11 protein-coding genes are annotated in these 12,372 nt (G+C 71.0%); 9 read left to right on the top strand and 2 right to left on the bottom strand.

Annotated elements, in window-relative coordinates:
• Positions 1 to 50 precede the first annotated feature (50 nt).
• Together IEX69_RS10635 and IEX69_RS10630 are read left to right on the top strand one after the other, a co-directional pair.
• Positions 51 to 1,589 carry a sugar ABC transporter ATP-binding protein gene (locus tag IEX69_RS10635; RefSeq protein ID WP_085020957.1) on the top strand — a complete coding sequence of 513 codons (1,539 nt, stop codon included), beginning with the start codon at positions 51 to 53 and terminating at the stop codon, positions 1,587 to 1,589.
• A complete protein-coding gene (locus IEX69_RS10630) occupies positions 1,582 to 2,592 on the top strand; it encodes a LacI family DNA-binding transcriptional regulator (protein WP_085020956.1) in 1,011 nt (336 codons plus the stop codon). Before IEX69_RS10635 ends, IEX69_RS10630 begins: the two co-directional genes overlap by 8 nt.
• Positions 2,593 to 2,599: 7 nt before the next feature.
• Here IEX69_RS10630 and IEX69_RS10625 read toward each other — a convergent pair whose 3' ends face one another.
• A complete protein-coding gene (locus tag IEX69_RS10625) occupies positions 2,600 to 3,490 on the bottom strand; it encodes an NAD-dependent epimerase/dehydratase family protein (RefSeq protein WP_085020955.1) in 891 nt (296 codons plus the stop codon).
• Between the two features lie 72 nt (positions 3,491 to 3,562).
• Here IEX69_RS10625 and IEX69_RS10620 point away from each other — a divergent pair, with 72 nt between their 5' ends.
• The 6 genes from IEX69_RS10620 (at position 3,563) to IEX69_RS10595 (ending at position 9,875) form a co-directional block, all read left to right on the top strand.
• Entirely contained in the window at positions 3,563 to 4,588 is a 1,026-nt protein-coding gene (locus tag IEX69_RS10620) for a LacI family DNA-binding transcriptional regulator (RefSeq protein ID WP_085020954.1), read from the top strand.
• A gap of 176 nt (positions 4,589 to 4,764) precedes the next feature.
• Entirely contained in the window at positions 4,765 to 5,316 is a 552-nt protein-coding gene (locus tag IEX69_RS10615) for a hypothetical protein (protein WP_085020953.1), read from the top strand.
• A gap of 115 nt (positions 5,317 to 5,431) precedes the next feature.
• Complete coding sequence (locus IEX69_RS10610) at positions 5,432 to 7,045, top strand: xylulokinase (RefSeq protein ID WP_085020952.1); 1,614 nt, start codon at positions 5,432 to 5,434, stop codon at positions 7,043 to 7,045.
• Complete coding sequence (locus tag IEX69_RS10605) at positions 7,042 to 7,782, top strand: L-ribulose-5-phosphate 4-epimerase (RefSeq protein WP_085020951.1); 741 nt, start codon at positions 7,042 to 7,044, stop codon at positions 7,780 to 7,782. The genes IEX69_RS10610 and IEX69_RS10605 overlap by 4 nt, the downstream gene beginning before the upstream one ends.
• Entirely contained in the window at positions 7,779 to 9,311 is a 1,533-nt protein-coding gene (gene araA / locus IEX69_RS10600; RefSeq protein WP_085020950.1) for an L-arabinose isomerase, read from the top strand. Before IEX69_RS10605 ends, araA begins: the two co-directional genes overlap by 4 nt.
• A 78-nt stretch (positions 9,312 to 9,389) precedes the next feature.
• Positions 9,390 to 9,875 carry a pyridoxamine 5'-phosphate oxidase family protein gene (locus IEX69_RS10595; protein ID WP_085020949.1) on the top strand — a complete coding sequence of 162 codons (486 nt, stop codon included), beginning with the start codon at positions 9,390 to 9,392 and terminating at the stop codon, positions 9,873 to 9,875.
• A gap of 33 nt (positions 9,876 to 9,908) precedes the next feature.
• Here IEX69_RS10595 and IEX69_RS10590 read toward each other — a convergent pair whose 3' ends face one another.
• The gene (locus tag IEX69_RS10590) at positions 9,909 to 10,553 is read right to left on the bottom strand and encodes a GntR family transcriptional regulator (protein ID WP_085020948.1); all 645 of its coding nucleotides are present in this window, start codon (positions 10,551 to 10,553) and stop codon (positions 9,909 to 9,911) included.
• Positions 10,554 to 10,697: 144 nt separating this feature from the next.
• Here IEX69_RS10590 and IEX69_RS10585 point away from each other — a divergent pair, with 144 nt between their 5' ends.
• Positions 10,698 to 12,329 (top strand): ABC transporter substrate-binding protein, encoded by a 1,632-nt coding sequence (locus tag IEX69_RS10585; protein WP_157127318.1) that lies wholly within the window; start codon positions 10,698 to 10,700, stop codon positions 12,327 to 12,329.
• Positions 12,330 to 12,372: the final 43 nt, after the last annotated feature.

Raw genomic sequence — 12,372 nt, 5'->3', positions numbered from 1 at the left:
GGTCGCGGCGCGGAACGGGCGCCGCGACCCGAGCATGCATGATAGGACCCATGGACCCGACGCCGCCGACGACGCCGGCGCTGCTCGACGTCAGCGGCGCCACGGTCCGCTATGGGCCGGAGACGGTCCTCGACTCGGTCGACTTCCACCTCCGACCCGGCGAGATCCACTCCCTCATGGGGGAGAACGGCGCGGGCAAGTCGACGCTCCTCAAGGCGATCACGGGGGCCATCCAGCTGACCTCCGGCACCATCCGGATCGAGGGGGACGAGGTCCGCTTCGCCTCACCCCGTCACGCGCAGGGCGCGGGGATCTCCGCCGTGTACCAGGAGGTCGACCTCCTCCCGAACCTGACGGTCGCCGAGAACGTCTTCCTCGGGCGGGAGCCGCGCCGCCTGGGCGCCATCGATCACAGGCGGATGCGGCAGCAGGCGGCCGAGGTGCTCGCCTCGCTGGGCATCGAGGTCGATACCGCGTCGTTGCTCGGCACGCACTCCCTCGCGCTGCAGCAGATCGTCGCGATCGCACGCGCGATCTCGACCGACGTCCGCATCCTGGTGCTCGACGAGCCCACCTCCAGCCTCGACGCCGACGAGGTCGCCGAGCTCTTCCGCGTGATGCGCCAGCTCGCCGCCTCCGGCGTCGCGATCGTCTTCGTCTCGCACTTCCTCGACCAGGTGTACGAGATCTGCGACCGCGTCACCGTCCTGCGCGACGGCCGGCTCGTGGGGGAGTACTCGACCCGCGAGCTGCTCCGGGTCGACCTGGTCGAGAAGATGCTCGGCTCGGCCGGAGCCTCGGAGGACGTGCCGCTGCCGGAGAAGACGAGGCACGATCCCGACGTGGCGATCCTCGAGGGTCGGGGGATCACGGTGCGTCCCGGCATCCAGCGAGCGGACATCACCCTCTCGCCGGGGGAGGTCCTCGGGGTCGCGGGTCTGCTCGGCTCGGGCCGGAGCGAGCTCGCGCGAGCCGTCAGCGGCGTCGACCGGCTCGATGAGGGCCGGCTCACGGTGGCGGGAGCCCCGCGGGTGTTCCGCTCCCCGAGACAGGCGGCTCTCTCGGGCATCGTGTACTCCTCGGAGAACCGCCGATCCGACGGGATCATCGCCGACCTCAGCGTGCTCGACAACATCACCCTCGCCCTGCAGGCCCAGCGCGGAGTGCTCCACCGGATGAGCGTCGCGCGACGACGGGAACTGGCGCAGAGCTGGGTCGACGCCCTCCACATCCGCCCCGCCGACATCGACCGCAAGGTGGGCGAGCTGTCGGGGGGCAACCAGCAGAAGGTCCTGCTGGCACGCCTGCTGGCGCTGGCGCCCGACATCGTGGTGCTCGACGAGCCGACCAGGGGCATCGACGTCGGCGCGAAGGCCGAGGTGCAGCGCCTCGTCGGCGAGCTCGCGGACAACGGGCTGGCGGTCGTCTACATCTCGGCCGAGCTCGAGGAGGTGCTGCGTGTCTCCACGACGGTCATGGTCCTCCGCAGCGGCCGGGTGGTCGACACCCTCTCCGCGGCCGACCTGACCCCCGAGCGGCTGCTCGCCCTCGTCGCGCGCCCCGAGCAGGGAGACGCCGCGGATGGCTGAGGGCAAGGGGGCGCGCGCCGCCACCATCTTCGATGTCGCGCGCCTGGCGGGCGTCTCCCACCAGACCGTCTCGCGCGTGCTCAACGACATGCCGAACGTGAAGCCGGCGACCCGCACGCGGGTGGAGCAGGCGATCGCGCAGCTCCGCTACAGCCCGTCTCCCGCGGCTCGCGCCCTGGTGACCCGCCGCACGCGCACGATCGGGCTGGTGACCCCCGGCACGCTCGACTACGGACCCACCTCGATCGCCACCAGCTTCAACTTCGCGGCCCGCGCCGCGCGCTACAACGTGGACGCGGTGAGCACACCCGACAACGACGTCGCGGCCGTCCGCACCGCCGTCGAGGGACTGCTGAGACAGCGTGTCGACGCCCTCGTCCTCATCGTGGTCGACATCGAGGTGCTGCAGAGCATCCAGGGGCTGCAGGTCGGCGTCCCCCTGGTCGCCGCCGCGGCGACCAGCCGCCCCCATCCGCTGCTGGTCTCGATCGACCAGTACCGCGGGGCGCGCGCGGCCACCCGGCACCTCATCGAGTCGGGGTACGAGCGGATCCTGCACGTGGCCGGGGCGTCCCGGGCGCCGGACGCGCTCGAGCGGGTCCGCGGGTGGCGCGACGAGATGGCCGCCGCCCTCCGCGAGGTCGTCGAGCCCGAGGTGGGGGACTGGTCGGCCGAGAGCGGCTATCGGATCGTCCAGGACCTCGACGTCCGGCCCGGCGACGGGCTCTTCATCGCGAACGACCACATGTCGATCGGAGCGCTGTCCGCCCTCCGCGCTCGCGGCCTGCGCGTGCCCGAGGACGTGGGGGTCGTCGGGTTCGACGACCTCCCCGAGTCGCCCTATCTGCTGCCGCCGCTGACGACCGTGCGGCAGGACTTCGCCGCGCTCGGGGCGCTCATGATGCAGAAGGTGCTCGTGCTCGCCGACGAGCCGGATCGTGTCACCGAGGACACCCCGATCCCGACCCGGCTGGTGCTGCGGGAGTCGACGCGGCCGCGCTGAGCAGGCGTCAGGTGCGCGACCCGCTGGTGCCGGGGGTGTCGCGCGTGCTGCTGGTGCCGCGGGAGTCACGCCAGGAGTGCGTCGGCGCGTAGCCGAGGAGGCGACGGGCCTTGTCGATCGACAGCAGCGTCTCGTCAGCGGTCACCGCGCGCTTCCTCGGCACGTCGGGGAACACCGCGGCGATGAGCTCCTCGTTCGGGACGGTCGACACCGTGTCGGCGGCCGCGATGATGAAGCGGTCGAAGCCCGGGGGAGCGACCTCGAGCGCCCGCTGCACGGCCTGCGCGCCATCCCGGGCGTCGATGTAGCCCCACAGGTTCCACTTGCGCTCGAGCGGGTCGTCGTCGAACGGGAAGGCGGCGTAGTCCTCGTCGACCATCACGTTCGAGAACCGGAGGGCGGTGATCGAGAGATCGGGATGCCAGCGCACGAGCTCGATCGCCAGCTGCTCCTCGAGGTGCTTCACCAGCGAGTACACCGACTCGGGGCGCGCCGGGTAGTCCTCGTCCACCGGGATGTAGGGCGGCGGCACGTCGAACGGCAGCCCGAGCACGGTCTCACTGGAGGCGTAGACGATGCGGCGGATGCCGAGCCGCGTCGCCGCCCAGAACACGTTGAAGGTGGCCGCGATGTTGTTGTGGAAGGTGGCGATGTCGCTGCGGATGCCCGGCGCGGGGATCGCGGCCAGGTGCACGAGCGCATCCACCCCGTCGTGCTGATCGCCGACACCGCCGAGCGCGTCGATCACCTGGCCGTGGTCGGTGAGGTCGACCTGCACGAACCCCGGCCCGCGCCGGCCGACGGCGTCGAGGCCGATGACCTCGTGGCCGGCGGCTCTCAGTTCCGCCGCGACGACCGACCCGAGCTTGCCGGATGACCCTGTGACCGCGATGCGCATGACCCCCAGTCTGCTCCCGTCCGGGCGTCCGGCGGCCCCTTCGACGTGCTCCGTGCCCGATACACTCGCCGGATGACGACTCCCGAGGCGCGGCCGCCCGCCGAGGACGGGGTCTCGGGCGTCAGCATCCGCGACGTCGCCAGGCTGGCGGGGGTCTCGCATCAGACGGTGTCCCGCGTGCTGAACGACCACCCGAGCGTGCGGCCCGCGACGCGGGAGCGGGTCCGGACGGTCATCGCCGAGCTCGGGTACACGCCGAGCCGCGCGGCGCGGTCGCTCTCGATGCGCCGGTCGGGCGTGATCGGGATCCTCGCCACGTCGAGCGCCGAGTACGGGCCGGCGTCGTGCATCCAGGCCATCGAGACCGCGGCCCGATCGCACGGGTACACGGTCTCCGTCGCCGACACGGGAGGCATCGGCCCCACCGAGGTGCGGTCCTCGCTCGACCACCTGCTCTCCCAGCAGATCGAGGCGCTCGCCGTGATCGCCCCGCACGGGGAGGCCCTCACCGCGGTGGAGACGCTCCCTCGCGCCCTGCCCCGCGTGATGCTGCAGGCGCCGGGCCACGGGACGCATCCCGGGCTCGCGGTGGATCAGGCGGCGGGCGTGGGCCTCGCGGTCGCCCACCTCCTGGAGCTCGGCCACACCTCGATCGCCCACATCGCCGGCCCGTCGGACTGGCTCGACGCCACGGCCCGCGCGGCCGCCTTCGGTGCCGCGCTGGATGCGGCCGGGCTGGCGCCGGCGGCGATCCTCGAGGGCGACTGGAGCGCCGGCTCCGGATACCGGATCGGTCTCGAGCTCGCCGCCCGACGGCACATCACCGCGGTGTTCTCGTCGAACGACCAGATGGCGCTGGGGCTTCTCCACGCCCTCCACGAGGGCGGTGTCCGTGTGCCGGACGACATCAGCGTGGTCGGGTTCGACGACATCCCCGAGGCCGCCCACTTCTGGCCACCGCTCACCACCGTGCGCCAGGACTTCGCCGAGCTCGGCCGGCGCTGCGTCGACCGCCTCCTCGGCCTCGACGCGGACGGCCCGTCCGTCCCCATCGCCCCCCTCCTCATCCCCCGCCGCAGCACCGCTCCCCTTCCCTGACCCCCCTCCCCTCGGGGCGCAGCCCGAGCGGGCGTGCCGGGTTTGTCCACGAAACGCTCCTTCCCGGACGGAAGAGGGTTCATTCGGTGGACAAACCCGGGGAGTCGGAGGCTCTACCACGGATGGGGGAGGGGCGCTCGGATGCGGCGTCAACGTTCGGCGCCTAGCGTGCCGGGATGAACGCCACGACCAGTACCGCGTTCCGCACGGCCGGCCCGATCGCCGCGATGGTGCTCGCCGCCGGGACGCTCAGCTCCTGCGTCGGCCCGACGGGCGACGCCGAGGTCCAGACGGCCGCCTCGACCCCACCGGCCACACCCGACCCCACCGCGGTGGCCGAGCAGCTGGCCGTCGAGGAGGAGGCGCAGCTGCCGATCCCCGCCGCCGACATCCCGGGCTGGGCGAGCGAGGCCGTGCCGGCCGACGGTTCCCCGGGCCACCAGGGCACGTCGTCCGGGTGGATGAGCGAGCACTCGGCCCAGCGCCTGGTGTCGACGAACGGCACCCTCGAGGCCGGGAGCTATCAGATGCAGCTCGCCTGCCGAGGCGAGGGGACGATCACCGCCACGGTGACGACGATCGACGGCGCCACGGCCGGCGACAGTGCGACGTGTTCGAACGCGACCGTCGCGTTCGACGCCACGATCCCCGAGGCGGGCCTCGTCACGACCCTCGAGCACGACGGAGACCCGACGATCTACGCCCTCTCGGTCACGCGGGTCGGCTGAGGCCGCCGGAGCGCGGATCGGAGGTCCGCCCGTCGACGCGTGATGGCGCCGGTGGCGCGCATCCCGTATGCTCTCCTCAGAAATGTGACCGGTCACAATGAGGTGAGGCAGAAGCATGACGGATGCACGGGAGGGCGATCCCGACACGATCGCGTCGGGACGGACGGCGCTCGGCATCGAGCTCGGATCCACCAGGATCAAGGCCTGCCTGGTCGACGCCGACGACCCCACGGTCGTCCTCGCGACCGGGAGCCACGACTGGGAGAACCAGTTCGTCGACCGGCTCTGGACGTACTCCCTCGAGGCGGTGTGGGAGGGACTCCGCGCGGCGTACGCGGCGCTCGCCGCCGATGTCCGCCGGCGTCACGGCGTCGAGCTGACGACCGCGGGCGCGATCGGCGTCTCGGCGATGATGCACGGGTACCTTCCGTTCGACGCCGACGGCGAGCTGCTCGTGCCGTTCCGCACCTGGCGCAACACCAACACCGGCACGGCGGCGGCCGAGCTCACCGAGCTCTTCGGCGTGAACATCCCGCTGCGCTGGTCGATCGCCCACCTCCACCAGGCCGTCCTCGACGCCGAGCCGCACGTCGGCCGGGTCGACTTCGTCACCACGCTCGCCGGGTACGTGCACGTCGCGCTGACCGGTCAGAAGGTCCTCGGCGTCGGCGACGCCTCCGGCATGGTCCCGATCGACACCGCGACCGGGGACTGGGATGCACGGATCGTCGCGCAGTACGACGAGCTCGTGGGTCGGCGCGGGTCCACTCTCCCCGCGCTGACCCACCTCCTCCCTCGCGTGCTGCCCGCCGGGGCCCCCGCGGGGGAGCTCACCCCCGAGGGGGCGGCACTGCTCGATCCCTCCGGCACCCTGCGGCCGGGCATCCCGTTCTGCCCGCCCGAGGGCGACGCCGGGACGGGGATGGTCGCGACCGACGCGGTCGCGCCGCGCACCGGGAACGTCAGCGCCGGGACCAGCATCTTCGCGATGGTCGTCCTCGAGCGTCCGCTCACCTCGGTGCACCACGAGCTCGACCTGGTGACAACCCCCGCGGGCGACCTCGTCGCGATGGTCCACTGCAACAACGGGGCGAGCGAGCTCGCCGCCTGGGCGGGCCTCTTCACGCGCTTCAGCGAGGCGTCCGGCGCCGGCGCCGGCACCGACGGCGACGCCGTGTTCGACGTCCTGTTCCGCGAGGCCCTCGCCGGCGACGCGGATGCGGGCGGCCTGCTGGCCTACAACCACCTCGCCGGCGAGCCGATCGCCGGGCTGGCCGAGGGTCGGCCCCTCTTCGTGCGCTCCCCCGACAGCGTGTTCTCGCTCGCCAACGTGATGCGCGCCCAGCTCTACGGCGTCTTCGGCACGCTCGCGCTCGGCATGCGCGTGCTCGCCGACGAGGGCGTCGGCCTCGATCGGATGTCCGCCCACGGCGGCATGTTCCGCACCGCCGGCGTCGCCCAGCGGTTCCTCGCCGGAGCCCTCGACGCGCCCGTCACGGTGTCGGCCACGGCCGGCGAGGGCGGCCCATGGGGCATGGCCGTGCTCGCGGCCTACCTGCGCCGCTCGGATCTCCCGCTGGCCGAGTACCTCCACGACGTGGTCTTCGCCGACGCGCCGTCCGAGACGACCTCGCCCGACCCCGCCGACGTGGCCGGGTTCGCCCGCTACCTGGAGCGCTACGACGCCGGCCTGGCGGTCGAGCGCGCCGCTGTGGAGGCACTCGCATGACGACCGACAGCATCCGCGCCACCGGCGGCGCGCCCACCGGCGCCGACTTCGGTGCCGTGATCGACCGCATCCGCGCCGAGGTCGCGTCGCTGCACGCCGAGCTCGTCCGCTACGGACTCGTGGTCTGGACGGGCGGCAACGTGTCGGGCCGGGTTCCGGGGGCCGACCTGTTCGTGATCAAACCCTCGGGTGTCTCCTACGACGACCTCGCACCAGAGAACATGATCCTCTGCACGCTCGACGGCGAGGTGGTGCCGGGCTCGCCCGGATCCGACCGGTCGCCGTCGAGCGACACCGCCGCTCACGCCTACGTGTATCGGGAGATGCCCGAGGTGGGCGGGGTCGTGCACACCCACTCGCCCTACGCGGTGGGCTGGGCGGCGGCCGGCCGCCCGATCCCGTGCGTGACCACCGCGATGGCCGACGAGTTCGGGGGCGAGGTGCCGATCGGGCCCTTCGCGATCATCGGCGACGACTCGATCGGGCGCGGGATCGTCGAGACGCTCCGCGGACACCGCTCCCGTGCCGTCCTGATGCAGAACCACGGCCCCTTCACCATCGGCAAGGACGCCCGCGACGCCGTCAAGGCCGCGGTCATGGTGGAGGACGTGGCCCGCAGCGTGGCCGTCGCCCACCAGGTCGGCACGCCCCTCCCGATCGCCCAGGACGCGATCGACTCCCTCTTCCACCGCTACCAGAACGTCTACGGACAGGACCCGACAGGATCACTCGCGTGAGCACTCGCACCCCTCTGACCACCTCCTTCGACGGCCTCGAGATCTGGTTCCTCACCGGCAGCCAGGGCCTCTACGGAGAGGAGACCCTCCGCCAGGTCGCCGACCAGTCGAGGGCCATCGCGTCGACCCTCGACGGCGCCGGCGACGTGCCGGTGCGGATCGTCTGGAAGCCCGTGCTCACGGATCCGGCCGCCATCCGGCGCGCGATGCTCGACGCCAACGGCGACGACTCGGTGATCGGCCTGATCGCGTGGATGCACACCTTCAGCCCCGCGAAGATGTGGATCGCCGGCCTCGACGCGCTGCAGAAGCCGCTGCTGCACCTGCACACCCAGGCCAACGTCGAGCTGCCCTACGGCGAGATCGACTTCGACTTCATGAACCTGAACCAGGCCGCCCACGGCGACCGCGAGTTCGGCTACATCCAGACCCGCCTCGGCATCGCCCGGAAGACCGTGGTCGGTCACGCGACGAACCCCCGCGTCACGTCCGAGATCGGCACGTGGGCGCGCGCGGCGGCCGGCTGGAACGCGGCGCAGACCATGAAGCTCGCCCGCTTCGGCGACAACATGCGGTACGTCGCGGTGACGGAGGGCGACAAGACCGAGGCCGAGCACCGGCTCGGTGTGCAGGTCAACACCTGGTCGGTCAACGAACTGGCCGCGGCCGTCGAGGCGGCGGAGGAGGACGGCGCCGCGGTCGACGCCCTCGTCAAGGAGTACGAGGAGCTCTACGACGTCGTGCCCGAGCTGCGAGCCGGAGGCGAGCGGCACGCATCCCTCCGGGACGGCGCCGCGATCGAGCTCGGGCTGCGCTCCTTCCTCGAGGAGGGCGGGTTCGCCGCCTTCACCACGAGCTTCGAGGACCTCGGCACGCTCAAGCAGCTCCCGGGCCTGGCCGTGCAGCGGCTGATGGCCGAGGGCTACGGGTTCGGAGCCGAGGGCGACTGGAAGACCGCGATCCTGGTCCGGGTCGCGAACGTCATGGGCGCCGGGCTCCCCGGCGGGGCGAGCCTCATGGAGGACTACACCTACGACCTCGTCGAGGGTGCGGAGACCATCCTCGGCGCCCACATGCTCGAGGTCAGCCCGTCGCTCACCGTGGCGCGCCCCTCGCTCGAGGTGCACCCGCTCGGCATCGGCGGTAAGGACGACCCGGTCCGGCTCGTCTTCACCGCCGAGCCCGGCCCTGCGGTCGTCGTCGCCCTGTCGGACATGCGCGACCGCTTCCGCCTCACCGCGAACGTCGTCGACGTGGTCGAGCCGCGCGCCCCGCTGCCGAACCTCCCGGTCGGCCGCGCCGTCTGGCGCCCACGTCCCGACTTCGCCACGTCGGCCGCCGCCTGGCTCACCGCCGGCGCCGCCCACCACACCGTCATGTCGACGGCGGTCGGGATCGAGGCCTTCGACGACTTCGCGCGCATCGCGGGCATCGAGCTGCTCACCATCGACGAGTCGACCACGCTGCGCGGCTTCGAGCACGAGGTGCGCTGGAACGCGGCGTACCACCGCCTCGCCGAGGGTCTCTGAGTCGAGGCTGGGAAGGGAGGGCCGGTCCGACGCGACCGACGTAGCGTCTGGAGCAGTCCACGACCGAGGGAGCGCATCATGACCGACCACGACGACATCGAGACCCTCGCGGATCTCCTCGACGGCTTCCCCCTCACGATGATCGTGACCCTGGATGGCGACGGGAACCCCGTGTCGCAGCCGTTCGCGATGCAGCAGCAGCACCACCGCTTCGACGGTGACCTCTGGTTCCTCGTCAGCGTCGACTCCTCGACGGCGGGTCGGCTCGCCGAGCGGCCCGTCGTCAACCTCGCGTTCAGCGACCACGACTCCTGGGTCTCGCTCACCGGTCACGCCGAGCTGACCTCGGAGCAGTCCTACATCGACGCGATGTGGGACACGAGCGTGGAGGCATGGTTCCCGGGCGGCCGCACCGATCCGGCCATCCGTGCCCTCATCGTCCACGCCGACTCCGCCGAGTACTGGGACACCCCCGGGTCGACGGTGGCCACCGTCTTCAGCCTGGTGAAGTCGAAGGTCACCGGGTCCCCGATCGAGATCGAGAACGAGAAGATCGACCTCTGACGCAGGGGCGCCGACGGACTCCGGGCGGGCTGATCAGGCCTTCGACAGACGCCCGTAGCCCGAGCCGATGTGGGTCTCGATGAGATCCTCGAAGTGATCCGAGTGGTCGACGAGGATGTCGTCGATCAGCGACCCGTGCTCCTGCACGATGATCTTGTGGTAGTCGTCGACCTTCACCCGGCGCGCCAGGAGGAACAGCGCGACCTGCCACTTGATGGCCGTCCACGCCGTGTAGAGCCGCGAGTGGTCGGCGATCGTGAAGATCCGGTCGTGGAAGTCGAGGTCGAGCCGGACGAGCTTGGCCTTCTGGTCGCTCCTCACCGCGGCGGCCATCTCCTCGATGATCGCGCGGAGCCCGGTGATGTCGTCGGGCGTGGCCCGCTCGATCGCCCGAGACCAGGCCAGCTTCTCGAGGGCGATGCGCAACGTGGAGAGCTCGAGGAAGTCCTGCTGCGACAGGGTCACGACCGACGCCCCCTTGTAGGGGAGTGAGACGATCAGCCCTTCCTGCTCGAGATGGAGGAGGGCTTCGCGGATCGGGGCCCTGCTCACGCCCAGGGTGCTGGACAGACTGACCTCGCTCAGACGCTCTCCCTGAACGAGCCTCCCCTCGAGGATGGCTTCGCGGAGTTCGTTGACGGCGGCCCCCGAGAGGCCGGACCGAGCGAGTGCTTCCATGCGGTCAGAGTATCGGAAGACAGGTCCAAAAAAGTAGATTGTCGACAGTCGGCAGGTTTGTGCTAGCGTGACGACATTCAGCAGTGCTGGTGACCCCGTCGGCTATCGATCTTCAGATTCCGACTCCGATCGAGAGGCAAATCTGTGAAACGACTCGTACGAATCGCGGTGGTGGGTGCGGCCATGGCGCTCGCCCTCACCGCCTGTGCCCCGGCGGGTGGATCGTCGGGCGACAACGCCTCGGGATCGTCCGAGACCGCTCTCTACGGTGGCACCATCACCACCGCCGCGGCCTCCGACCCCGAGACCTTCGACCCGGCCGTCTGCACCGGCGCCACCTGCTGGAACATCATGCGCATGGTGTTCGACCGTCTCTACGACTACGACGGCGACACCAGCAACCTGAAGCTCCAGGCGGCCGAGGACTTCCCGCAGGTCAGCGACGACGGGCTCACCTACACGATGAAGCTCAAGGAGGGGCTGACGTTCTCGAACGGCGCCCCCGTGACCGCTGCCGACGTGGCCTACTCCTACGCCCGCGTGCTCGACCCCGCCACCAAGGCCGGCCTCGCGGAGTTCTGGAAGGGCATCGCCGGAGCCGAGGAGTACGCGGCCAACCCCACCGGCCTCCCGTCGGGCATCAAGGTGATCGACGACCTCACCCTCTCGGTCACACTCGACGCCCCGAACTCGGCCTTCAAGTACATCATGGCGATGCCGGCCGGCTCGATCATCCCCGAGGGGTCCGGTTCGACCGTGGCCACCGCCCCGATCGGCTCCGGCCCGTTCACCCTGGCCGACTTCACGCCCGGGCAGCAGGTCATGCTCGACCGCAACCCGTCGTACTGGGACTCCCCGCGCCCCTACGCCGACCACGTGCACATGATCCTCGGCGTCGACCCGGACAACCAGGTGCTGATGCTGCAGAAGGGCGACATCGACCTGATGGGCAGCCCGATCCCGCCGGCGAAGTTCGTGCAGATCACCACGGACCCGAAGCTCAAGGATCAGGTCATCTCGATCGACAAGCCGAGCACCTACTACCTGACGATGAACATGAACACGGCGCCGTTCGACAACCCGAAGGTGCGCGAGGCCATCTCGTACGCCTTCGACCGCGACTCGCTGCTCAAGCTCGTCAACGGTCAGGGCACTCCGGCGACCGAGTTCATCCCGCCGGGGGTCCTGGGACACTCCGGTGACGACCTCACCCACGGCAAGGACGTGGACAAGGCCAAGCAGCTCCTCGCCGACGCCGGGTACCCCAACGGGTTCGACACCCAGATGTACGCGTGGAACGTCGCTCCCTTCTCGGCTCTCGCTCCCCAGATGCAGCAGGACCTGAAGGACATCGGCATCACCGTCGACCTGCAGACCCTGGCGCCGAACACCTTCGCCGAGCTGGCGGGGTCGGGCAAGGCTCCGCTCGCGCTGACCTTCTGGGTGGCCGACTACCCGGAGGGCTCGGACTTCCTGCAGGCCCTGCTCTCCTGCGCCACCGCCGTGCCCCAGGGGCAGAACTTCGCCTACTACTGCAACGAGCAGATGGACTCCGACGTGCAGCAGGCCCTCTCGGCCAGTGACGAGTCGGTCGCGGCGGAGAAGTACCTCGAGGCGACCAAGGTGATGCTCGCCGACAACCCGGTCGTGCCGCTCTACTTCGGCACCAAGACCGAGATCCGCGGGGCGAACATCGGCGGCTACTACCCGCAGCCGATCTGGGCCTGGGACATGGCGTACTACTGGAAGACCGACGGCTCCGCCGAACGCCAGTAGCTCCGTCCACGGGTGCGGTGCCGCCGCCATCGAACGGTGACCG

This window comes from Cnuibacter physcomitrellae, assembly GCF_014640535.1.
Lineage (GTDB): Bacteria > Actinomycetota > Actinomycetes > Actinomycetales > Microbacteriaceae > Cnuibacter > Cnuibacter physcomitrellae.
This window is presented reverse-complemented; position numbering and strand designations above follow the sequence as displayed.